The sequence below is a fragment of the Geomonas oryzae genome (assembly GCF_004117875.1).
In the GTDB taxonomy this organism is placed as follows: Bacteria; Desulfobacterota; Desulfuromonadia; order Geobacterales; family Geobacteraceae; genus Geomonas; species Geomonas oryzae.
In genome coordinates this window covers 666,984-688,632 of the sequence record NZ_RAHW01000001.1, presented here as the reverse complement: position 1 = coordinate 688,632, position 21,649 = coordinate 666,984, and the positions used below count along the sequence as shown (strand labels likewise).

At 57.9% G+C, this 21,649-nt stretch carries 22 protein-coding genes; 15 read left to right on the top strand and 7 right to left on the bottom strand.

Features of this window, described 5'->3' with window-relative positions; genetic code table 11:
- Positions 1-161 precede the first annotated feature (161 nt).
- The gene (gene dnaA, locus D6Z24_RS03110; RefSeq protein WP_129125070.1) at positions 162-1,541 is read right to left on the bottom strand and encodes a chromosomal replication initiator protein DnaA; all 1,380 of its coding nucleotides are present in this window, start codon (positions 1,539-1,541) and stop codon (positions 162-164) included.
- A 284-nt stretch (positions 1,542-1,825) separates the two neighbouring features.
- On the opposite strand from dnaA, the gene rpmH reads away from it, so the two are divergent.
- The 13 genes from rpmH to D6Z24_RS03045 all read left to right on the top strand — a co-directional run bounded on the left by rpmH (position 1,826) and on the right by D6Z24_RS03045 (position 14,659).
- The gene (gene rpmH / locus D6Z24_RS03105; protein WP_129125069.1) at positions 1,826-1,975 is read left to right on the top strand and encodes a 50S ribosomal protein L34; all 150 of its coding nucleotides are present in this window, start codon (positions 1,826-1,828) and stop codon (positions 1,973-1,975) included.
- Positions 1,976-1,983: 8 nt separating this feature from the next.
- Entirely contained in the window at positions 1,984-2,337 is a 354-nt protein-coding gene (gene rnpA / locus D6Z24_RS03100) for a ribonuclease P protein component (protein WP_129125068.1), read from the top strand.
- Between the two features lies 1 nt (position 2,338).
- The gene (gene yidD, locus D6Z24_RS03095) at positions 2,339-2,539 is read left to right on the top strand and encodes a membrane protein insertion efficiency factor YidD (protein ID WP_216629319.1); all 201 of its coding nucleotides are present in this window, start codon (positions 2,339-2,341) and stop codon (positions 2,537-2,539) included.
- 23 nt (positions 2,540-2,562) lie between these two features.
- Positions 2,563-4,173, top strand: coding sequence for a membrane protein insertase YidC (gene yidC, locus D6Z24_RS03090; RefSeq protein ID WP_129125066.1), 1,611 nt, complete (start codon positions 2,563-2,565; stop codon positions 4,171-4,173).
- A gap of 18 nt (positions 4,174-4,191) precedes the next feature.
- Positions 4,192-5,559 (top strand): tRNA uridine-5-carboxymethylaminomethyl(34) synthesis GTPase MnmE, encoded by a 1,368-nt coding sequence (gene mnmE, locus D6Z24_RS03085; protein WP_129125065.1) that lies wholly within the window; start codon positions 4,192-4,194, stop codon positions 5,557-5,559.
- Positions 5,560-6,475: 916 nt separating this feature from the next.
- Positions 6,476-8,350: a tRNA uridine-5-carboxymethylaminomethyl(34) synthesis enzyme MnmG gene (gene mnmG / locus D6Z24_RS03080; RefSeq protein WP_129125064.1), complete on the top strand. Its 1,875-nt coding sequence runs from the start codon at positions 6,476-6,478 to the stop codon at positions 8,348-8,350.
- On the top strand, positions 8,347-9,000 hold the full coding sequence (gene rsmG / locus D6Z24_RS03075; RefSeq protein WP_129125063.1) for a 16S rRNA (guanine(527)-N(7))-methyltransferase RsmG: 654 nt from the start codon (positions 8,347-8,349) through the stop codon (positions 8,998-9,000). The genes mnmG and rsmG overlap by 4 nt, the downstream gene beginning before the upstream one ends.
- 502 nt (positions 9,001-9,502) lie before the next feature.
- Positions 9,503-10,756 (top strand): diaminopimelate decarboxylase, encoded by a 1,254-nt coding sequence (lysA, locus tag D6Z24_RS03070; protein WP_129125062.1) that lies wholly within the window; start codon positions 9,503-9,505, stop codon positions 10,754-10,756.
- Between the two features lie 41 nt (positions 10,757-10,797).
- Entirely contained in the window at positions 10,798-11,670 is an 873-nt protein-coding gene (gene dapA, locus D6Z24_RS03065) for a 4-hydroxy-tetrahydrodipicolinate synthase (protein ID WP_129125061.1), read from the top strand.
- Between the two features lie 195 nt (positions 11,671-11,865).
- A complete protein-coding gene (gene dapB / locus D6Z24_RS03060; protein ID WP_129125060.1) occupies positions 11,866-12,669 on the top strand; it encodes a 4-hydroxy-tetrahydrodipicolinate reductase in 804 nt (267 codons plus the stop codon).
- Positions 12,670-12,706: 37 nt separating this feature from the next.
- A complete protein-coding gene (locus tag D6Z24_RS03055) occupies positions 12,707-13,018 on the top strand; it encodes a nucleotidyltransferase domain-containing protein (protein ID WP_129125059.1) in 312 nt (103 codons plus the stop codon).
- Positions 13,011-13,409: a HEPN domain-containing protein gene (locus tag D6Z24_RS03050; RefSeq protein ID WP_129125058.1), complete on the top strand. Its 399-nt coding sequence runs from the start codon at positions 13,011-13,013 to the stop codon at positions 13,407-13,409. Before D6Z24_RS03055 ends, D6Z24_RS03050 begins: the two co-directional genes overlap by 8 nt.
- 17 nt (positions 13,410-13,426) lie before the next feature.
- Entirely contained in the window at positions 13,427-14,659 is a 1,233-nt protein-coding gene (locus D6Z24_RS03045) for an LL-diaminopimelate aminotransferase (RefSeq protein WP_129125057.1), read from the top strand.
- A 196-nt stretch (positions 14,660-14,855) separates the two neighbouring features.
- On the opposite strand, the gene D6Z24_RS03040 is transcribed toward D6Z24_RS03045, so the two are convergent.
- Together D6Z24_RS03040 and D6Z24_RS03035 are read right to left on the bottom strand one after the other, a co-directional pair.
- A complete protein-coding gene (locus D6Z24_RS03040) occupies positions 14,856-15,365 on the bottom strand; it encodes a type 1 glutamine amidotransferase domain-containing protein (protein WP_129125056.1) in 510 nt (169 codons plus the stop codon).
- Between the two features lie 256 nt (positions 15,366-15,621).
- The gene (locus tag D6Z24_RS03035; RefSeq protein WP_129125055.1) at positions 15,622-16,536 is read right to left on the bottom strand and encodes a helix-turn-helix transcriptional regulator; all 915 of its coding nucleotides are present in this window, start codon (positions 16,534-16,536) and stop codon (positions 15,622-15,624) included.
- A 169-nt stretch (positions 16,537-16,705) separates the two neighbouring features.
- Here D6Z24_RS03035 and D6Z24_RS03030 point away from each other — a divergent pair, with 169 nt between their 5' ends.
- Complete coding sequence (locus D6Z24_RS03030; protein ID WP_129125054.1) at positions 16,706-16,978, top strand: cytochrome c7; 273 nt, start codon at positions 16,706-16,708, stop codon at positions 16,976-16,978.
- Between the two features lie 74 nt (positions 16,979-17,052).
- Here D6Z24_RS03030 and D6Z24_RS03025 read toward each other — a convergent pair whose 3' ends face one another.
- Entirely contained in the window at positions 17,053-18,150 is a 1,098-nt protein-coding gene (locus D6Z24_RS03025; RefSeq protein WP_129125053.1) for a phosphotransacetylase family protein, read from the bottom strand.
- A gap of 49 nt (positions 18,151-18,199) precedes the next feature.
- On the opposite strand from D6Z24_RS03025, the gene trhA reads away from it, so the two are divergent.
- Positions 18,200-18,982 (top strand): PAQR family membrane homeostasis protein TrhA, encoded by a 783-nt coding sequence (gene trhA / locus D6Z24_RS03020; RefSeq protein ID WP_246014547.1) that lies wholly within the window; start codon positions 18,200-18,202, stop codon positions 18,980-18,982.
- A gap of 29 nt (positions 18,983-19,011) precedes the next feature.
- On the opposite strand, the gene D6Z24_RS03015 is transcribed toward trhA, so the two are convergent.
- From D6Z24_RS03015 to D6Z24_RS03005, 3 genes are all read right to left on the bottom strand, one after another.
- Positions 19,012-20,421, bottom strand: coding sequence for a radical SAM/SPASM domain-containing protein (locus D6Z24_RS03015; RefSeq protein ID WP_129125052.1), 1,410 nt, complete (start codon positions 20,419-20,421; stop codon positions 19,012-19,014).
- Positions 20,422-20,448: 27 nt separating this feature from the next.
- Complete coding sequence (locus tag D6Z24_RS03010; protein ID WP_129125051.1) at positions 20,449-20,871, bottom strand: hypothetical protein; 423 nt, start codon at positions 20,869-20,871, stop codon at positions 20,449-20,451.
- 272 nt (positions 20,872-21,143) lie between these two features.
- The gene (locus tag D6Z24_RS03005; protein ID WP_129125050.1) at positions 21,144-21,566 is read right to left on the bottom strand and encodes a hypothetical protein; all 423 of its coding nucleotides are present in this window, start codon (positions 21,564-21,566) and stop codon (positions 21,144-21,146) included.
- Positions 21,567-21,649 lie beyond the last annotated feature (83 nt).

The window sequence follows — 21,649 nt, the reverse complement described above, 5'->3', positions numbered from 1 at the left end:
ATAGTGGCCTGTTGATACTGTGGACAACCCTGCTTACCCTTTGAAAGTGCTGCGTTTTCGTCTCTGGAAATCGTGCTGGAAAACTTCCGCCTTTTTTCCCGTTTCTGCACAGCTTTTTTTGACAGGGCTTTATCCGGCCGGGTTATGCACAGTTATCCCCACTATGTGAACAGCCTTTTCTTGATGTCTTCCACAGTCGCTTTCAGGTCAGCGTCGGCCGCCAGCTGCTTCTCGATCTTCTTCACCGAGTGGATGATGGTAGAGTGGTCCTTGCCCCCGAACTTCTCGCCGATCTCCGGGTAGGACGCCTTGGTGAGCTCCCGGCATATGTATATGGCGATCTGGCGCGGCACCACGAGCGTCTTGATGCGTTTGTCCGATTTGAGCTCCGAGAGCTTGATGCGGAAGTGTTCCGCCACCGTCTTCTGGATCATCTCGACGGATATGTCGCGGGTCTTCTCGACGATGATGTCCTTCATCACCTCTTTGGCCATGGCGAGGGTTATCTCTTGGCCGGTGAGGCTTGCGAAGGCCTCCAGGCGGATCAGCATCCCCTCGAGCTCGCGGATGTTGCTCGTCGCCCCTTCAGCGAGGAAGAGCGCCACGTCGTCCGGGAGGTTGACCGCGTGCATGTCGGACTTCTTCTTGAGGATGGCGACCTTGGTCTCCACCCCCGGCGGCTGGATATCGGCGATGAGGCCCCACTCGAAACGCGATCTGAGGCGTTCTTCCAGACCGGGGATGTCCTTCGGGAACTTGTCCGAGGTCACCACGATCTGCTTGTGCGACTCGTACAGCGCGTTGAAGGTGTGGAAGAACTCTTCCTGGGTCGCTTCTTTTCCCGCCATGAACTGGATGTCGTCGATGAGCAGCAGGTCCATCTTCCTGAACTTGTTGCGGAACTCGTCCATCTTCTTGTAGCGCAGCGAGTTGATCATCTCGTTCATGAACTTCTCGGACGAGTAATAGCAGATCTTGGCCTTCGGGTTCTTGGCAAGGATCTGATTTCCGATCGCGTTCACGAGGTGCGTCTTCCCCAGACCCACGCCACCGTAGATGAAGAGGGGGTTGTAGTTCGTGGCCGGCTTGTTCGCAACCGCCTGGGAAGCGGCGTAGGCGAACTGGTTGCTGGGCCCCGAAACGAAGGACTCGAAAGTGTACTTGGAGTTGAGGTTAGGGACGAGTTCGTTCTTCTTGTCCTTCTCCTTTTCCTTCTCTTTTTCCGGTTCCTTCTCTTTATCCTTTTCCTTCCCCTTTGCCTTTGGCTCCTTTTCCACCTTAGGTTCGGCGGACTCCGGTTGGGGCTCGGCGACGTGGAATTCTATATGGTAGCTTTTCGAGGTGATCGCGGAGAGAACTTCCTTGATCATGGATAGGTACTTTTCGGTTACCCATTTCTGAAAGAAAACGCTCGGTACTTCGATGACAACGGTGTCGGCTGTGGCGCCGAGAAACTTCAACGGCTCGATCCAGGTCGTGTAAGTCTGTTCCGTTAATACTTGTTTAAGATTTGCCTGGGCTTCCAGCCAAATGTTTTCCATGGAGAGAGGCCTTTTTTTTCACTGTTTTTAAACAGCTTTATCAACAACTGTTGATAAGAAATAAGATTGGGAATTTCAACGGCTTATCGAATTTTAAACAGTCTAAGCCTATGTTAATTTTTTTAGCGTGTCAGACTAACATGCTGTCCCCTTTGTTGGCAAGGCAAAACTTGACGCAGCTAATGGCTCAGGAAAAAGCCCTTGACAAGAATTGGCGTTTATGTTTAAGTTCGACACTTGCCTTTAAAAGCATTGTTACCTCAAGACTTAAGGAGTAGATAAAGATGAAAAGAACCTACCAGCCGAGCAATACCTCCAGGAAGAGGACCCACGGTTTCCTCGTTCGTCAGTCCACCAAGAACGGCCGTCTCGTCATCAAGAGGAGAAGGGCTAAAGGGCGCAAGCGTCTTTCCGTAGGCATCGCCACCAAGTAATCTACTTTTTGTCCTGCTCGGATTTTCCCAAGGCTGAACGCCTGCGCAGGCGCCCCGAGTTCCTGCAGTTCAATGACGGCGCATCTAAGATGCACACGCCTCATTTTTTGCTGCTATGGAAAGTGAAGGAAGGGGGCGTCACACGGGTCGGGTTTACCGTTAGCAAGAAGGTGGGTAACGCCGTAGCCAGAAACTTCATCAAGCGAAGGCTGCGGGAGTTTTACAGGCAGAACAAGTCTCTTTTCATCTTGGCCGATCTCAACATCGTCGCCAAGAAAGGGGCGGACTTGCTTGACTTTCACCAGATCTCAACCGAGCTCGCAGCCGCCTTCGGGCGGCTGCGTAAAAAACATGGTCACTAGCATACTCAAAGGCCTTGTCGTTCTCTATCAGAGATTCATATCTCCGCTCAAGGCCCCATCCTGCCGTTTTTACCCCACCTGTTCGCATTACTCCTTACAAGCATTGGAAAAATACGGCCCTCTGAAAGGGTTGTGGCTGACGGCAGTGCGCATTTTGAAATGCCACCCGTTTCACCCGGGCGGTTACGATCCGGTCAAATAGTCTAGTCTCTCCAGGAGCATATAATGGAAAAACGTCTTATCGTAGCGATACTGCTCTCCATCGGGGTCCTGTACGCTTATACCTTTGTCTTTCCTCCCGCGAAGCCTGCACCCACCGGTAACGTAGCCAAGCAGGGGGCCGTGAGCTCCGCTACGGTAGCGACCGCAGCTACTGCCGCAGCACCGCAAGCCGCACCGGCTGCTCCCATAGCGGTTCCCGCGCAGCCTGCTTCCACTGCGCGTGACATCACAGTCGACACGGATTTCTACAGCGCCGTCTTCTCAACCCAGGGCGGAGCGCTCAAGAAGTTCGTGCTCAAGAAGTACAAGGATGTCGCCGGCCATAACGGCAAGGACATCGTGCTTGTCGACGAGACTGCAGCCAATCGTTTTAACCTTCTGAGCGACGCCCGCGAACTCGGTCTTAACCCGACCGCTCTTTACGGTGTGGCCGGGAACGACCTCAAGCTGACCAACGGCAGCAAGGGTACCCTCGAGTTCAGCACCACGACGCCGCAGGGTGTCGTGTTCAAGAAGAGCTACACCTTCTCCGGCGATTCCTACCGCATCGATCTCGTCGAGCAGGTACAAAACGCCGGCGCAGCCCCGGTCGCCGGTGCTCTCCACCTGCTGCAGACTGCCCGCGTCGTCGACCACAAGGGTCCCGGTGGCAGGTACGAGGTGTACGGTCCCTCTACCCTTACCGACAACGCCGTGAAGAGCGAGAAGCTCGACAACCTGCTCAAGGCTCCGGTGCAGTACGACAAGGGGATTCTCTGGTCCGCCTTCGCCGACAAGTACTTCATGGACAGCGTCATCGCCGAGAAGGGGAGCATCGCCCAGGTGCGTCTCTCAAGGCCCGGCACCGATTCCATGCAGAGGGATATCGTCTCTCCCGCCGTCAGCGTAGCCCCCGGGCAGACCGCTGCCGTAAGCTACGCGCTCTACTACGGACCCAAGGATCTCGACATCCTGAAGGCGCAGGGGAGCAGGCTCGAAGAGGTGATCGATTACGGCTGGTTCGCCGCCATCGCGAAGCCGCTCGTGGTCTTCCTCAAGTTCCTTTACAAGTACACCGGCAACTACGGCATAGCCATCATCATCATCACCTGCATCCTGAAGGCACTGTTCTTCCCGCTCACTCACAAGAGCTACAAGTCCATGAAGGACATGCAGAAGATTCAGCCCAAGATGAACGAGCTGAAGGAGAAGTACAAGAACGATCGCGACGCGATGAACCGCGCCGTGATGGAACTGTACAAGACCCACAAGGTCAACCCGCTGGGTGGCTGCCTCCCGATGCTGGTTCAGATCCCGGTCTTCTTCGGCCTGTACCGCGCGCTCATGTACTCCATCGAGCTCAGGCACGCGCCGTTCTACCTCTGGATCACCGACCTTTCTGCAAAAGACCCGTACTACGTGACGCCGCTCATCATGGGCGCCACCATGTTCATCCAGCAGAAGATGACCCCGTCCAACATGGACCCGGTCCAGGCGAAGATGATGCTGATGCTTCCCGTGGTGTTCACCTTCATGTTCCTGAACTTCCCGTCCGGCCTCGTCATCTACTGGCTGGTGAACAACGTGCTCACCATCGCTCAGCAGATGTACATCAACAAGACGGTAACGGATTAGCAAGAAACGGATACGACAATGTATGTACGCGACACAATTGCGGCAATAAGCACTCCGGTAGGGGAGGGGGGCATCGGGATCGTAAGGATCAGCGGCCCCGCCTCCCTGCCGATCGCCGAAAGCATCTTCAAAGCTAAGTCGAACGGTGGCCTAAAAAGCCACCGTTTTTCTTATGGCGCCGTGGTAACTCCGGAAAGCGACGAACTGGTCGACGAGGCCATGATCGTTTATATGAAGGGACCGAACTCATACACCAGGGAGGACGTGGTCGAGATCCAGTGTCACGGAGGCACTCTCGTAGTCTCCAGGATTCTCAGCCTTGTTCTCAGCGAAGGTGCGCGTCTGGCCGAACCAGGTGAGTTTACGAAGCGTGCTTTCCTGAACGGGCGGATCGACCTGGTACAGGCTGAAGCCGTGATGGATGTCATATCCAGCCGTACCGATGCAGCCCTGACTCTTGCCCAGCACCAGCGCGAAGGTCTCCTCTCCAGGCGGATTGCCACGGTTAAGGATGGGATAGTCTATGCCCTGGCGTATGTCGAGGCCCTCATAGACTTTCCTGAAGACGATGTCGACGTTGCCGTTGAGACCGACGTTCTGGGCAAGGTTTCTCCCGCACTGGCCGAACTTGATGCTTTGATTGACGGGTTTGACGAGGGGAGGGTGTTGCGTGATGGTGTGTCGGTCGTAATCGCCGGCAAACCAAACGTAGGCAAGTCCAGCCTTCTCAACACCCTTTTGAAGGAAAAGCGCGCCATCGTCACCTCTGTGCCTGGAACCACGAGGGACCTTATCGAGGAAGTGGTCAACATCAACGGCCTTCCGGTGAAGCTGCTGGATACCGCCGGTATCCGTGAGTCCGACGACCAGGTGGAACAGGAAGGTGTGCGTCTTTCCCTGGATCGCATACCGAAAGCCGATCTCGTCCTCTTCGTCGTGGACGGGTCGTCCGCTTTCAGTCCGGAGGACGCTGCTATCCTTCAGGCTATCGGTTCCAAAAGCTTCATCGTTGTTCGCAACAAATGTGATCTTCCCGTTAACGCTGTGCTGCCAGAAGCATGCGCCGGTTCCATAGTCGCCATTTCAACGCTTACCGGCGAAGGCGTTCCTGAACTGCGCGATGCCATCACCAATGCCTTCATGCACGGTCACGCGATAGACGGAAGGGAGTTTGTGGCTGTTTCCAAAGCGCGGCACCGCGATGCTCTGCTCAAGGCGCGCACTTCGTTACAGTCGTTTGTTGGGAATCTTGAGGCTGGTGTGAACATGGAATTGCTTCCCGTAGATCTCCGTGACGCTTTGGATGCTGTCGGGGAGGTCACCGGTGAGACCACGGCCGACGACGTGCTGGACAGGATTTTCTCCAGCTTCTGTATAGGAAAGTAGGGCCCAAATTGTCAGCAGTTTAGTTTGAACGGCTCCTGTTTCACGTGAAACAATTTTGCTTTCCTCTGCAGTTTTAACCGCTTGCTCACTACGCGACCCTGGTGACCTCGCGGTACGTTAGGGCATGCTCTCTGCTTGACAAGTAACTGCAGTTGTACTATAGCGGCCAATTTTGCTGTTATCAACGATCGTTTGTACGACATCAAAGGACGTTTGCACGAACTCAACCGGATTCTACGTGTTAGCGACGAAAGTTCGCATGGACTCAACCTAAATATACTCGAAGCCAGCTGCAATTTATGCGAAGCCAACCGATGTCGATGTGAAGGCAACCGGAGTTGATACGAACCCAACCGGAGTTGACACGAAGTAAATCCGAATTGGTACGAAGCAAACTCGAATTTGTACGAAGTAAACTCGAGTTTGCACGAAGTAAATCCGAATTTGTACGAAGTAAATCCGAGTTTGTACGAAGTAAACCCGAGTTTGCATGAAGTAAACCCGAGTTGACACGAAGTAAACCCGAGTTGACACGAAGTAAACTCGAGATTGTATGAAGTAAACTCGAGTTGATAAGAACTCAACCGGGGTTGATTAGAAATAAATCGGAGTTTATTAGAACTCAATCCGAGTTTATTAGAACTCAATCCGAATTTGCACGCCGTCGAAGAACCCTCACACAATGTCGAAGAGCCGTTGAGATTTGCCGGTGGCTCATTGAGCACTTCCGACGAGGAGGTGACTGGTTTCGGCTTGAGTTTGGTTGGGGTTGTGGTGGACAATGGTTTGAATTATAAGGTGTTTTTAGCGTTGTTTCACGTGGAACAACGCATCAGAAATGAAATAACCCGGTCACGGAGTCCCTTAATGCGGCCCTTACGGAGCATTTAAGTCCAAACTGGGAATGGAGTAAGGCTTGATAGTTTACGACAAGAAATATGATGTCATCGTCGTCGGTGCCGGACATGCCGGGTGTGAGGCCGCGCTTGCGTCTGCTCGCATGGGACAGTCGACCCTTATGCTCACCATCAACCTGGACGCCATCGCCCTTATGTCTTGCAACCCGGCTATCGGCGGCTTGGCAAAGGGTCACCTGGTCAAGGAGATCGATGCTCTTGGCGGTGAGATGGGGCGGAACATCGATGCGACCGGTATCCAGTTCCGGGTACTCAATACCAAGAAGGGGCCGGCCGTTCGTGCCTCCCGTGCCCAGGCGGACAAGCAGATGTACCGCCTGCGCATGAAGCACGTGATGGAGCAGCAGGACAACCTGGACCTGAAGCAGGTCGAAGTTACCGGACTCGTCATCGAGGGAGGCGAGGTCGTCGGGGTCGATACCAAGGGCGGTGTTCGCTTCATGGGCAAGACCGTCGTCCTCACCACCGGCACCTTCATGCGCGGCCTGATCCACATCGGCCTGGTGCATTACCCGGGCGGCAGGGCAGGGGACCTTCCTTCCATCGGTCTGTCCGACGGACTGAAAGATTACGGTTTCGATGTGGGCCGTCTGAAGACCGGAACTCCGGCGCGCCTTGACGGCAGAACCATCGACTTCGATCGGCTTGAAAAGCAGTACGGCGATGAAAATCCCATACCCTTTTCTTTCTCTTCGGACCGGATCGAGCAGAGCCAGGTGCCCTGCCACATCGCCTACACCAACCCGCGCTCCCATGAAATCATCCGCAGCGGTCTCGATCGTTCACCGCTCTACGCAGGGATCATCGAAGGTATCGGTCCGCGCTACTGCCCGTCCATAGAGGACAAGGTGGTGCGCTTCCCTGAAAAGGACCGTCACCAGACCTTCATCGAGCCAGAGGGGCGTGAGACGGTGGAGGTCTACCCGAGCGGCATGTCCACTTCCCTGCCTATTGATATTCAGTGGGCCTTCTACAGGAGTATCGAAGGGCTCGAGCGCGTCGAGATAATGCGTCCGGCCTACGCCATCGAGTACGACTACGTCAACCCCATCCAGTTGCATGCCTCGCTGGAGACGAAGCTGGTGCGTAACCTCTACCATGCCGGACAGATCAACGGGACGTCCGGTTACGAGGAGGCGGCGGCCCAGGGACTCATGGCCGGCATCAACGCGGCTCTGCGGGTCCAGGCGAAAGAACCGCTGGTGTTAGGCCGTAGCGAAGCGTACATCGGGGTGATGATCGATGATCTGGTCACCTTGGGCACCAAGGAACCCTACCGCATGTTCACCTCCCGAGCCGAATATCGTCTCCTGCTGCGCGAGGACAACGCCGATTTGCGCCTGAGGGAAAAGGGGCACGAGATCGGCTTGGTACCGGAGTCTCTCTATCAGGCCTTCGTGGCAAAGAAGGAACTGATCGACTCGCAGTTGGCCCATTTCTCAAGGGAAAGGCTGGCGCCGTCTGCCGCAGGCGAGGAACTGCTGGAGGAGTGGGGTCTGGTCGGCATGCAGAACGCCATCAGCTACGAACAGTTGCTGCGGCGTCCCGAATTCACCTGCCAGGACCTGTCCCGCATCTACCCCGAGGTCATGGAGCTGCCTGAACAGGTACGTGAGCAGATCGAAATCCAGATCAAGTACCAGGGCTATATTCAGCGGCAGCTTGAGCAGGTGGATCGCTCTGCACGACTTGAGAGCACGAAGATACCGGCAGACATGGACTACAGCAGCGTTTCCGGGCTCTCCACCGAGGTGCGCGAGAAGCTGATCAAGTTCCAGCCGGATACGCTTGGGCAGGCATCCCGCATTCCCGGCATCACTCCTGCCGGCATCACCATTCTTTCTATTGCTCTGAAGGCGAGGTACGGCAGATGAACGAGCGCGCCAGGGATTTCCTGAAGAAAGGGGCTGCGGAGCTGGGCATCGAGCTCACTGCAGCGCAATTGAAGAGCCTGGATCTTTTCGCTGAAGAGCTGAAAAAGTGGAATCGCAAGATCAACCTGACCGCGATAACCGATGACGAAGGGATCGCGGTGAAGCACCTCGTCGACTCGCTCAGCCTTTTGAAGGTGGTGCGCGGGCCCGCACGCCTGCTTGATATCGGTTCCGGCGGAGGATTCCCTGGTATCCCGGTGAAAGTGGTGCAGCCTGATCTAGCCATCGTCTCCGTTGATGCGGTGGTTAAAAAGATCAGCTTTCAGAAACAGGCGGTTCGTTTGTTGGGTTTCCAAGATTTCGACGCGCTGCACGTCCGGGCGGAAACGCTCGCCGCCGATTACCCTGACTATTTCGACTGGGTTGTCTCCCGCGCCTTTTCGGATATACCTTCCTTCGTTGCCATGGCGCTGCCGGTCTTGAAGCCGGAGGGACGCATCGTTGCCATGAAGGGAAAGAATGCTGCCGAAGAGGTGTCGGCTGCGGAAGAGGAACTGCAGAAACTCGGAGCCAGGGTCGAGTCGGTGCTCGATTTCAATCTCCCTTGCTCCGGAGACGCCAGATCTCTGGTTATAATTGTTAAGAAATAGTTAATTTTAACTGTTTTCTTCGCACGCGACCAAAAACCGGTGTTTTGGCGGTTTTGTTCGTAGAGAAAGGCCAGTGCTTGTCCTGTTGTGAGAACGCCGGTTTTTGGTGCCAAATTGAAAGCCTAAATTTTGTGCAATTTGGCCAGAACCGGCGTCTTACCATGTGCCGTTGCGATACCCTCACCTCGAGCCACCCCTCCAACCCGGACCGAAACCATACGATTAGGGCGGTCTCACACTAAGAGAGTGAGTGGTGTGAGAGAAGAGGGACACAACAGTACTGAGTGAGTGAAGCTGGAAGATGGGATTGTGAGAGAGTTCTTTCGAAGAAGATATGATCTCTTCGAACCGATGTCGGCTCGACGAAACGAGTAAAAAGTCCCACTGACAACAAGGGAATACGCCAAAGCATTATTTTGACTTTTTGCCGGTTTATATGTTAGAAATAAAAACTTTTTTTGTTTACGACGGCAACTTCACCTCAACAGAAGGGGGATGACTTATGCATCACTTTCAGTACAAAGGTGACGAGCTCTTCGCTGAAGAGGTCGCGATCAAAGATATCGTTGCTGAAGTAGGAAGCCCCGTCTACATCTACTCCAGGGCAACTCTGGAGCGTCATTTCAAGGCGATGGACGACGCCTTTGCCGGTGCGCCTCACACGATCTGCTACTCGGTGAAGGCCAACTCCAATCTTGCCGTCCTCAAGACCTTCGTAAATCTCGGCGGTGGTGTGGATATCGTCTCGGGCGGGGAACTGTACCGGGCGCTGGCCGTCGGCGTCGATCCTAAAAAAGTGGTTTATTCCGGCGTGGGGAAAAGAGACGACGAGATCGCCTACGCTTTGAAAACCGGCATCCTGATGTTCAACGTGGAGTCGGAGCAGGAACTCGATCGGATCAACGAGGTGGCGGGGCGCCTGAACAAAAAGGCCGGCATCGCAATCCGCGTCAACCCGGACGTCGACCCGGAAACCCACCCCTATATCACCACGGGCCTGAAGAAGGCCAAGTTCGGCATCAATATCGAGCGCGCCCTCGGGCAGTACCAGCGCGCCAAGAGCATGAATAACCTGGAGATCCTCGGCGTCGACTGCCACATCGGCAGCCAGCTCACCAAGGTTTCTCCCTTTGTCGACGCCATCAAGAAGCTGAAGCGCCTTTTAAACGGCGTCAGGGACATGGGCATCGACGTGAAGTACCTTGACCTGGGTGGCGGCCTCGGCATCCAGTACAACGATGAAGCGCCGCCGCTTCCCGCCGACTACGGCTCCTCGATAATCGAGGAGACCAAGGACCTCGGGTTGCATCTGCTCTTCGAGCCAGGGAGGAACCTAGTAGGCAACGCCGGCATTTTAGTCGGCAGATGCCTCTACACTAAACAGGGCGAGGAAAAGAACTTCGTCATCGTCGACGCAGGCATGAACGACCTGGCCCGACCGGCGCTGTACGGTTCCTTCCACGGCGTCCGTCCGGTGGTGAGAAACCAAAGCGGGGTCATCGAAGGGGACATCGTCGGCCCGATCTGCGAGTCCGGCGACTTCCTGGTCAAGGACCGTGAGATCCCGGATTTCCAGCCCGGTGACCTGATCGCCTTCATGTCCGCAGGCGCTTACGGCTTCACCATGAGCAGCAACTACAACAGCCGCCCGCGGGTGGCCGAAGTGATGGTCGACGGAAAGAGATTCGAAGTGGTGCGAGAGCGAGAGACCCTGGCTGACCTGGTCAAGGGCGAGAGCGTCCCCACTTTCCTTTAAATTCATAAATCAATCGGATAGTTACCATAAGGAGGTAGCCAATGTTTCACGGAAGTATCGTAGCGATCGTAACACCGTTCAACAACCACGCGGTGGACGAAGAAAAACTGAGGGAACTTGTCGAGTTCCAGATTGCCAACGGAACCGACGCCATCGTGCCCTGCGGCACCACCGGCGAGTCCTCCACCCTGAGCTATGAAGAGCACGACAGGGTCATCCAGATCGTCGTGGAGCAGGTGAACAAGAGGGTCCCGGTCATCGCCGGCACCGGTTCCAACTCCACCCACGAAGCCATCGAGATCACCAAGCACGCCAAGGAACTGGGCGCCGATGGTGCGCTGCTGGTAACCCCTTACTACAACAAGCCTTCCCAGGAAGGTCTCTACCGCCACTACAAGGCGGTGGCCGACGCCGTGGCGCTGCCGCAGATCCTTTACAACGTACCGGGCCGCACCGGCGTGAACCTCCTCCCGGAGACCGTTGCTCGCCTTGCCGAGCACTCCAACATCGTCGCCATCAAGGAGGCTACCGGCTCGCTGCAGCAGGCTTCCGAGGTGCTGGCACTTTGCGGCGACAAGCTCGACGTCCTCTCCGGTGACGACTTCATCACCCTCCCCATGATGGCTGCAGGCGGCAAGGGGGTTATCTCGGTGACCGCCAACATCATGCCGAAGGAAGTCGCAGCGCTGGTGGACGCCTTCAACGCCGGGAACATGGAAGAGGCGAGGAGGCTGCACCTGTACCTGCTGAAGATCTCCAACGCGATGTTCATCGAGAGCAACCCGGTGCCGGTCAAGACCGCGGTTTCCCTGATGGGCAAGTGCAGCGACGAAGTACGCCTGCCGCTCGCCCCGCTCATGGAGGCCAACAAGGCGAAGCTCGTGGCCATCATGAAGGAATACAAGCTCATCTAAAGAGCAAGGACTATCGCCCGACTAGCTCCTCCCCCTGGAGGGGGGAGGTTGGGAGGGGGGATTTCTTGCCTGGACGAGCCGCTTCGCGCCCCCTCCCTGACCCTCCCCCTCCGGGGGAGGGACAGTTAGAAGGGAGGACGTGCATGTTGGGAAGGCATGGGTCTCCCCGCATGAATCAACATAATGGAGAAACCAATGGTTAAAATAGCTGTTTGCGGGGCTGCCGGCCGCATGGGCGGCCGTATCATCGCCGCCATCAAGGAATCGGAAGGCGTGGAGCTCTCGGGCGCCCTGGAGCGTCCCGGCCACCCGATGGTCGGACAGGACGCCGGTTACAATGCGGGGCTTGGCGCCATCGGCGTCACCATCAGCGACGATCTGAATGCCGTAGTGCAGGGTTGTGACGTGCTGATCGACTTCACCGCGCCGAAGGTGTCCCTGAAAAACCTGGAAGTCTGCGCCCTTTACAAGAAATCCATCGTCATCGGCTCGACCGGCTTCACCCCGGAAGAGCGCGCCCTGGCGGCGGAACTCGCCCGTGAGATTCCGGTGATCATCGCCCCGAACATGTCCGTCGGCGTGAACGTCTGCTTCAAGGTCCTTGCCGATGTCGCCAAGATCCTCGGCGACGACTTCGACGTGGAGATCGTCGAGGCGCACCATCGCCTGAAGAAGGACTCACCCTCCGGGACCGCCGTGAGGATGGGCGAGGTCGTGGCCAACGCCCTCGGGCGCGACTACAACAAGGTCGCCAACTACCACCGCGAGGGGATCTGCGGCGAGCGGACCCACGACGAGATCGGCATGCAGACCGTGCGCGGTGGCGACATCGTCGGCGAGCACACCGTGTACTTCATCGGAATGGGTGAGCGCATCGAGCTTACCCACCGCGCCCACACCCGCGACATGTTCTCCCGCGGCTCCGTGCGTGCCGCCAAGTGGGTGGTGACCGCGAAGCCCGGCGTCTGGGACATGCAGGACGTGCTCGGGCTTAGATAAGAACGACTGGCCAGAAACCTCAAGGAGAGGCATTGGCGTGCTGACTTCCACAGACATAGATCAGGTGTGTGAGACGATCGTGGATAGGCTGCATCCGAAAAGGATCTTCCTATTCGGATCCTACGCCAACGGCCATCAGACGGAAGACAGCGATATCGATCTCGTTGTTGTGATGGATTCAGACCTCGATCCACACCAGCGTAACGTCACGCTGAAAAGACTTTTCCCGCGCAGGAGCTTCTCTCTGGACGCCTTCGTCTTTACGCCTCAGGAATTTGAAAGGTACAAAGATGTTCCGGGTACCATAATCTACACTGCTGCTCATGAAGGCAGGTTGCTTTATGGATGAGGTGCAAACCGAAATAGTCCGGATGTGGTTCCACAAAGCCGACAATGACTTGCAAAACATCCGGAACAACTTGGCAGCCGGTGAAATCCCGACGGATACCATCTGCTTCCATGCACAACAGGCCATAGAAAAAAGCTTAAAAGGACTGCTGGTGGCTGAAGGAAAGAACGCCGGCAAGACGCATGATTTGGTAAGGCTGCTGACAGAAACGCTCGAATTTATGCCGGAACTGTCATCGTATGAGGAACTCCTTGAGGAAATAACGGAATACGGTGTTGCGGTTCGGTACCCTAACGGTTTCCCCGAGCCATCACTTGAGGAAGCAGTTAAGGCATACGAGACGGCAAATGCAATAAGAACCCAAATTTTAGAAAAGATGAATTTGAACTAGAGAAGGAAGGAGAAGTTATGGCAAAGATAAACGATAACTACCTGAAACTGAAAGCAGGTTACCTTTTCCCGGAGATCGGGCGCCGCGTGCGCGCCTTCGCCGCCGCCAACCCGGACGCGAAAGTGATCCGTCTCGGCATCGGCGACGTGACCCGTCCGCTGGCCCCGGCCGTAATCAAGGCGTTCCACGATGCGGTGGACGACCTCGCCACCGTGGAAAACTTCGCGGGCTACGGCCCCGAGCAGGGGTATGACTGGCTCATCAACGCCATCATCGAGAAGTCCTACAAGCCGCTCGGCGTCGACCTGAAGACCGAGGAGATGTTCGTCTCCGACGGCTCCAAGTGCGACTGCGCCAACATCCTCGACATCTTCGCCCTCGACAACGTGGTCGCCATCGGCGACCCCGTCTACCCGGTTTATAACGACACCAACGTCATGATCGGGCGCACCGGCGAGGCGGACGAGAAGGGCTACTACAAGGGGATCGTCTACCTTCCCTGCACCGAAGAAAACGGGTTCATCCCGTCGCTGCCGACCGAGAAGGTCGACATCATCTACCTCTGCTTCCCGAACAACCCGACCGGTACCGTGGCAAGCAAGGCCGAGCTGAAGAAGTGGGTCGACTACGCCCTCGCCAACGACGCCGTCATCTTCTACGACGCGGCTTACGAGGCCTTCATCACCGATCCGAGCATCCCGCACTCCATCTACGAGGTGGAAGGTGCTAAGAAGTGCGCCATCGAGTTCCGTTCCTTCTCCAAGACCGCCGGTTTCACCGGCGTGCGTTGCGGCCTTGTGGTCGTGCCGGAAGAGGTGACGGGTACCACGGCGACCGGCGAGAAATACTCCTTCAACAAGCTCTGGCTGCGCCGCACCACCACCAAGTTCAACGGCGCCTCCTACCCGGTGCAGAAGGCCGCTGCCGCGGTCTACTCCGAAGAGGGGTGGAAGCAGAACAAGGAAATCATCGACTACTACATGGAGAACGCCCGCATCATCCGTGAAGGTCTGGCCGACGCCGGTCTCACCGTGTACGGCGGCGTGAACGCCCCCTACATCTGGCTGAAGACCCCGGCCGGGCTCTCCTCCTGGGACTTCTTCGACAAGCTCCTCACCGAGTGCAACGTGGTAGGCACGCCGGGGAGCGGCTTTGGTCCCTCCGGCGAAGGGTACTTCCGCCTCTCCGCCTTCGGCAACCGCGACAACGTCATCGAAGCGGTGGAGCGGATCAAGAAGAACCTGAAGTAACAGCGGCATCAAGCAACGACAAAAAAGGCGGCCCCCCATCGGGAGCCGCCTTTTTTCGTCTTCGTTATTCTCGTTCACCCTCCCTCTCCCTCCGGGAGAGGGTCGGGGTGAGGGAGCAGCTGAAAAGGAAAGGATGCGCCTAAGGCAGCGCCCTCACCCGGCCTTCGGCCACCCTCTCCCGGAGGGAGAGGGGTAGTTAACCCTGCGCCTTCAGCATCCTGGTGAGTTCGCGGCAAAAGGCGGGGAGATCGTCCGGCTTTCTGGAGGTGATCAGGTTGCCGTCCACCAGTACCTCGATGTCCTCGTAGGAAGCGCCGGCGTCGCGCAGTTCCGGGGCCACCGACTCGTAGCAGGTGGCCTTGCGCCCCTTGAGAAGCCCGGCGGAAATGAGGATCTGGGGGCCGTGGCAGATGGCGGCAACCGGCTTGTTGGACGACATGAAGGCGCGGACGATCTCCTGGACCGCGGGGGTGTTTCTGATGGCGGCAGGGGCCTTTCCGCCCGGCAGCACGAGTACCGCGTAGTCGGCGGGGTTCAGGTCGGTGAAGACCCGGTCCACCGGTACCTCGTAGCCGTGTTTGCCGTGGATGGAGCCGCTTTTCTCGGAGGCGACTACGACGGAGTAGCCGACCTCACGCAAGCGATACAGGGGGACGAGCAGTTCGCTATCTTCGAAGTTGTCTGCGCTTAGGATCAATGCTTTCATGATTCCTCCCATCTCTATGGTTAATAAGGCGTAGGATCGCCGGGTTCACGGGGGGAAAACGCTGTGAAATCGACGCCCTCCAGTTTACCATGCCTTTGGGCCGCTGTATGCAAATGGAAAGAAAAAACTAATAAAAGGTGTTGGCGAAGGGGGGGCGGGGGGGATTTGCCTTTTGCTCCGGGGATGAGCCCGTTGAACTGGTAACACCATTGGCTCCCGGAATTCCCTGAAGAACTTGGCGCTAAGGGGGCAACGCCTATTTCAGCACGGTGTATCCGCTCTTGGCGTCCCAGCGGTACCCCTTGCCGCTCCAGATCGCCTCGATGGTCTTCCAGTCCAGGCCCAGACCTTTCATCTCTTCGCAGATGTAGTAGGCGGGCATGATCTCGTCGTCGTCGATGCGGCCGTCGCCGTTGCTGTCGGCCCAGTGGTAGGCGCCGATGTGGATCGAGGCGCTGCCGCCGACGCTTTCGGTGCGGTTGGTTCCCTCTCCGCCGTGGACCACGAGCTCCCCTTTCAACGCGGCATCCTTGCCGGATGGGAAGTTGGCGGGGACCTTCAAGGAATAGGAGACGGTGGCAGGGGCGCCGCCGGTCGGAACAAGCCATTTCCCCTCGGACTCGGTCGAAGAGGTGACGGGTAGGGCGGAGACGAGACGCGCCCCGGCGGGAAGCCGTTCTCTGAGGATGAAGCCGAAAGGGGAAGCGGGCTGGCGGGCGACTTTTACCTGGACCGGAATCACCTCGCCGGGGGCGGCAAAGCGTGGTGCCCAGCGTATGGCGCGCGGAGCAGGAGCGGGCTGGCGCAGCATAAAATAGAGCAGGGTGCCGAGGATAAGCAGCGCGAGTACGGAAAGGGGCAAGAGCACCCTCTTGCGGGAAGGGGCCTGCGGGGCAATCGTCTGCGTGTCCGGCTCTTCCGGGTCCTCCGCGCGCAGGATCTCTTCGAGGGCGACTTCGAGTGCGTCGGCGAGCTTCTGGGCGTTGTCCTTCTTTATGGAGGGGTAGCGGTTGTTCTCCCAGCGCGAAATGGTGTCGGTGGTGACGCCGACCACGTTTGCGACGTAGAGTTGGGTGAGCTTCTTCGCCTCCCGGATGTTCCTCGCCCTGTTGCCGTCGATGGCGACGCCGGCGGAAGCTCCCTTCTCAGTTTTGTCGGTGCTGTCCACCATCTCCAGTGCTCTCCGAGGGGGAAAAAAAGGGCGATCGGGACCCGACATGGGCTAAAAAGGACCCGACATCGGGTCGCATCGCTATAGATGTCGGTTACGGGACCGCAGGACAGGTGCTATTTTTACCACAGTTCCGCAGCAAAAAACCAAGAAGAAAAGGAGCAGACCCATGAAAAAGGTAATCGCCGCAGCAGCCCTCGTCGTCTTCAGCGCAGGAGCGGTACTGGCCGCCGATGTCATCACCCTCCAGGCCAAAAACGGCAACGTGACCTTCAATCACAAGAAGCACCAGGAGACCCTGAAGGACTGTAAGGTGTGCCACGAAAAGGGCCCCGGCAAGATCGAAGGGTTCGGCAAGGACTGGGCGCACAAGACCTGCAAGGGATGCCACGGGGACAAGGGCGCCGGCCCGACCAAGTGTGCCGACTGCCACAAGAAGTAGGGAAGCAGAAGACGCGCCGTTCCGTGACCCGGAACGTACAGGCGGCCATCCGAGAGGAGGCCGCCTTTTTTGATTTACTGCGCGAAAAGCTCGTCGACGGCGTCGAAGTCGAGGCGCTCCTCAGCCAGGGACCGGATCAGAGCCAGCTTCTCCGTGTCCTTCGCAGTGATCTTCGAAACGTCTTCGGTGATCATCTTATAGAGATCGGTCGTGGTCTGATCGGCCCGAAAATAAGGAATCCTGCTCCGATCTATGATGCGCTGGGTGATGTTGCTGACGGGGGCGACCCCGGAGATGACCAGACCGGCGATGAGCGGGTGAAACTCGGGCATCTGGTACAGGTTGGCGATGGTAACCAGCAGTTCGTCTCGGCTGCTCGTCACCAGCAGCAGCGAGGAAGCGCGCAGCATCTCGGTGACCCTCTGCGTGGAAGCGGCGCCGATCTGCACGTGATGGATGATCCTCTTCACCTCGCGGCGGTTGCCGTTCAAGGGAAGATCGAGCAGGCGCGCGACGCGCCCCAAGGAAGGGTTGGCGAGTACGGGTTTGTAATCGAAGCCGCCGATGACGGAAAAGGGTTGCCCGGCGAAGGCACGGTTCAGGTAGTCGAGCGTGACGTCGCGTTTTTCGGAAAAGAGTTTGTTCACCAGCACGCCGCGCACGTCGGCCCCTTCCAGCTTGAACAGCGCGGTGTTCATGGCAAGCGTGTCTATGACGTTTCCGAGTCCGCCGCCGCTGAGCATCAACACCGGCGCGTCGAGCATCTTCGCAATCCGAGCATTCGAGAGGTTCAAGACGCTGCCGACGCCTGGATGCCCGGACCCCTCGATCACGATGAAGTCGCAGTGCTTCTCCAGTTCCGCAAAGCTGGTGAGGATGCGCTCGCCCAGTTCCGGGAGGTTTATCTTGCCATCTATTGCCTGCCTCGTGGTGTCCGGATATACCACCACCGGGGACATGTAGCGCAAATCCCTGGTGAGTCCGAAGACCTGGGCCATGAGCGCGGCGTCCTTGTCCATAGGGATCCCGTGCAGGACGGTAGGCTTGGGCCCCAATGGTTTCATGAAGCCGACCCGGCCGTACTTCTTCTGCGCGAGGTGCAGAAGTGAAAGGCTGATGGTGGTCTTCCCTATGTTCTGCCCCGATGCGGCTACAAAGATTTTTCTTGCCAAGGGTGTCCTCCGCTCAGACATGCATGACAATGCTGTATACGAGGTCCACATGATCGTATCGAAGGGGCGGCTTGTCAAGCCGAAAGGGGAGGCGGGGCACGTTGCGGGGCAGGGGGCGGGGGTGTATCTTAAGCAGGTGTTTTTCAGCCGGACGGAGCGAACGATGGACGACGACGATCTGCAACAGCGGCTGTTCCACTACAGCGAGGCGGAAGAGCTGGCGAACCGCTGGACCCATGCTCCGGGCATCCTGCTGAGCGCGGCGGGAGCGTTCGCACTGGTGAACCTCGCCGTGCGGATGGGAGACACCCCGCGCATCGTCTCGGCATCGATCTACACCGCCACCCTGCTCATCTTCTACTGCATCTCGACCATATACCACAGCGTCCGCAGGCCGCGCCTGCGCTACCTCTTCCGCATCCTCGACCATGCCTGCGTCTACCTGGTCATCGCAGGAAGCTATACGCCGTTCGCCATGGTGACCCTCAAGGGGGCATGGGGATACTGGCTGCTGGTCACGGTGTGGGGGCTGGGGATGGTCGGGGCCTTCATGAAGCTCTTCACGACGCACCGTCTCCCTTACATCGGCCCGCTGCTCTACCTGGGGCTCGGGTGGCTGGCGGTCATCGCGATAAAACCTCTCGCCGCGGGACTGGCGCTGAACGGACTGGTGCTCCTCTTCGCCGGCGGGGCTGCCTACACCCTCGGGGTCGTCTTCTACCTCTGGGACCGCCTCCCTTACAACCACGCCATCTGGCATCTCTTCGTGCTGGCGGGGAGCGCCTGCCACTACGCCGCAATCTTCTACTACGTAACGGCACGCAATTCTTGAAGAAGCAACCTGCCTAAGCGGCACCTTCCTTAAGCCGGAGCGTGGACCTTTTCCAGGTGCCATGGACACTTGTTCAGCATCTTCGTGAGGGCGTAGAAATACACTTCGGCGCGTCCCTGCATGCCTCGGCAGTATTCGGGGTGGGGCCGTCGCGGATGGCCGGTCATGTCGTAATGGGTGGCGTAGCAGCCTCCGGCGCAGTCGTAGCGCAGCCAGCAGGCTTGGCACTGGTGCTGTCCGTCCACCTCGAACCCTTCGAGGCTTTGGTGCAGGTTCAAGCGCAGCGTGCCGTCGGCCTGCCCCATGGCGAACTCGTCGCGTTCGACGAAGGCGATACAGGGGAAGACCTTGCCATGGCTGTTGATGGCGAGGGTGTTGGCGCCTGCGCCGCAGGGCCTCGTGAAGCGGTTGCCGCGCCGGATCCTGGTGATGTTGTCCAGGACGTTGGATACGAATGGGATGTCGCGGGTGTCGTTGTACTCGCTTATGTAGTCGACGTAGTAGTCTACGAACTCGCGCAATTCGGCGATTTGCCGCTCGGGGGGGACGATCAGCTTCTCATAGATGGGGTTTTGATGGTAACCAGGTTCATGGCAGTATTCGAGCTGTATCCTCTTGATGCCGAGGGTGGTTAAGTGACGGAAGGTTTCCAGGTAGCTGTCGGAAAAGGTGGTGAGGGTGGCGCGGATCCCCAAAAGCTTCTGGTTCGGGAAGGCCTTGATGTTGTTCACGATGCGCTGCCAGGTCTCCTCGCCGTACTTCCCGGGTCGCTGCAGGTCATGGATCCTCTGGCTGCCGTCGAGGCTCACGCCGACCTGGGTGAAGTAGCGCGCGAGGAATTGGGCGGCAGGCCCGTCGAGCATGGTGCCGTTCGTGTCCAGGGTGAGGTGGAAGTTCTTCTCAAGCCGTGCCTCGTGTTGCAACAGTTCCTGGGTGACCTGCTGCAGCACCGGGAAATCGAGCAGCGGCTCGCCCCCGTAAAAGTTTATGAAGATCTTGTCTGCGCTGGAGCACTCGACAAGGGAGAGGATCAGGCGGGTGGCGCGCTGTGCCGTGTCCCATCCCATGAGATGTCCCGGTTTTCCGAAGGTACCGCCGCGGTTCCAGCAGTAGCAACAGGCCATGTTGCAGGTCTGGGCTAGGTAGATGGAGAAGGTCTGGTAGCTGTTGCCCTGAAGCATGTCGTGCTGCGGCTGCGGGACGGGAACCGGTGCCTTTATCTCCCGGCCGACGAGATCGCGCAACTCGCCGTAAAGGGAGCGCTCTTCCGCGGCAAGCGGGCGAGGCGGCTCGGGCGGGAAGTCCGCGGGATCGCAGGTCGGCGGGAAGAACTCCGCGAGCATCCCGAAGGCAAGCCGGCTGATCTGGTAGAGCCTCGCGGAGCGGGTGAAGAAGAGGTAGTGTTCACCGGCCTGCTCGAAGGTGTGATAGTCGGTCATGACTGGATCCCTGGCAAGGGCCTCACCCTACAGCCTTTCGCTGTAGACGAGGAGCCCGGTCGGTACCATGCGGACGGAGTACTTCCTGTCCAGATCGATGATGAACCAGACGCGCCCGGAATGCTGGACGGTCAGGCGCGCCGCCATGGAGAGCGGTGCCCCCTGCGCCTCGAATTCACGGTGCACTGCGGGGGGGATCACCCCCTGGTCCAATTCCCCTGCGTGTTCGAGGGGGAGCGAGAATACGTACATGTCGTTGGTGGGGAGGGTCATGCAGACGTTGTTGTAGGCCCTGAAGTTCTCCATCTGTTGCGGCGTTATGCAGCTTGCCACGATCTGGTCGGGAGACCAGCACTGAGCCCGCTGCGCCTCCGCCTCGCCACCCCCCTCGGAGACGAGCTTCACATGTATACCGCCATTGTCTTTCCCCTCCATTTTCTTTTCGGCCATTGCGCTCTCCTTTCAGGAAACATGATTAGCGATGATCTTCCGCCAGTCCCCCTCTCCCTCCGGGAGAGGGTGCCCGTAGGGCGGGTGAGGGCGTTGCTGCGAAGTGAGTATTTGCAACGGCCGACGCCCTCACCCTGACCCTCTCCCGGAGGGAGAGGGGATGTGGACGTAGTGCAGCGAAAGATCAATCAATCAGTCAGGAAATGACATCCGCACGGGACACGCCGCAAGCGGGATCCCGTGCGGTAACAAGGTGAGTTCGCATAACAGGTTCAACATGTTTCGCAAAAGACGGCGATACGCGCCGCGATCCTCCTGACCGCATAGCATTGCTGCCCGTCCTGGAGATGCCAAAACTTTCCGGTTTCGGATACGGTGAGGCTCGCCGCGGGACCGAGCTCGATTCCGACCAGCTGCAGCCGCTGGCGCAAGAGGCCGGGCAATGACTCCCGGTCCAGTTCCGTGGCGTACTCTGCCGGAATGGAACAAAGGGCGTTTCCGGGAGCGACGGTGCTCGTGGTTGGGCGATACACCGCGTGCTGTGCCTCCGTGGCGCACGGGTGGGTGGCTTGAAGTGAATCGATGCAGACCATCTCCGGACTGCGGGCCTGTGTTCCACCTCCCTCGGAGATCAATCTTATGTGCGAGGTGCTTCCCGTCTCGTGGTGGTGCAGGTCGTGGAAGGGGTCCCTCATGTGTGAATCTCCTTGCCCCGGTCCTTTAATTTGAGGTGGAGAGAAGGACTCTTTCCCCTCTACGGATCAGCCAACACATTGTG

Coding starts and splice junctions, on each gene's coding strand:
- trhA (WP_246014547.1), top strand. CDS start 18,200: ATGATCGTATCGAAGGGGCGGCTTGTCAAGCCGAAAGGGGAGGCGGGG.
- D6Z24_RS03010 (WP_129125051.1), bottom strand. CDS start 20,871: ATGGCCGAAAAGAAAATGGAGGGGAAAGACAATGGCGGTATACATGTG.
- dapA (WP_129125061.1), top strand. CDS start 10,798: ATGTTTCACGGAAGTATCGTAGCGATCGTAACACCGTTCAACAACCAC.
- D6Z24_RS03050 (WP_129125058.1), top strand. CDS start 13,011: ATGGATGAGGTGCAAACCGAAATAGTCCGGATGTGGTTCCACAAAGCC.
- yidC (WP_129125066.1), top strand. CDS start 2,563: ATGGAAAAACGTCTTATCGTAGCGATACTGCTCTCCATCGGGGTCCTG.
- lysA (WP_129125062.1), top strand. CDS start 9,503: ATGCATCACTTTCAGTACAAAGGTGACGAGCTCTTCGCTGAAGAGGTC.
- D6Z24_RS03015 (WP_129125052.1), bottom strand. CDS start 20,421: ATGACCGACTATCACACCTTCGAGCAGGCCGGTGAACACTACCTCTTC.
- dnaA (WP_129125070.1), bottom strand. CDS start 1,541: ATGGAAAACATTTGGCTGGAAGCCCAGGCAAATCTTAAACAAGTATTA.
- rsmG (WP_129125063.1), top strand. CDS start 8,347: ATGAACGAGCGCGCCAGGGATTTCCTGAAGAAAGGGGCTGCGGAGCTG.
- D6Z24_RS03030 (WP_129125054.1), top strand. CDS start 16,706: ATGAAAAAGGTAATCGCCGCAGCAGCCCTCGTCGTCTTCAGCGCAGGA.
- D6Z24_RS03005 (WP_129125050.1), bottom strand. CDS start 21,566: ATGAGGGACCCCTTCCACGACCTGCACCACCACGAGACGGGAAGCACC.
- D6Z24_RS03035 (WP_129125055.1), bottom strand. CDS start 16,536: ATGGTGGACAGCACCGACAAAACTGAGAAGGGAGCTTCCGCCGGCGTC.
- rpmH (WP_129125069.1), top strand. CDS start 1,826: ATGAAAAGAACCTACCAGCCGAGCAATACCTCCAGGAAGAGGACCCAC.
- D6Z24_RS03045 (WP_129125057.1), top strand. CDS start 13,427: ATGGCAAAGATAAACGATAACTACCTGAAACTGAAAGCAGGTTACCTT.
- mnmE (WP_129125065.1), top strand. CDS start 4,192: ATGTATGTACGCGACACAATTGCGGCAATAAGCACTCCGGTAGGGGAG.
- dapB (WP_129125060.1), top strand. CDS start 11,866: ATGGTTAAAATAGCTGTTTGCGGGGCTGCCGGCCGCATGGGCGGCCGT.
- D6Z24_RS03040 (WP_129125056.1), bottom strand. CDS start 15,365: ATGAAAGCATTGATCCTAAGCGCAGACAACTTCGAAGATAGCGAACTG.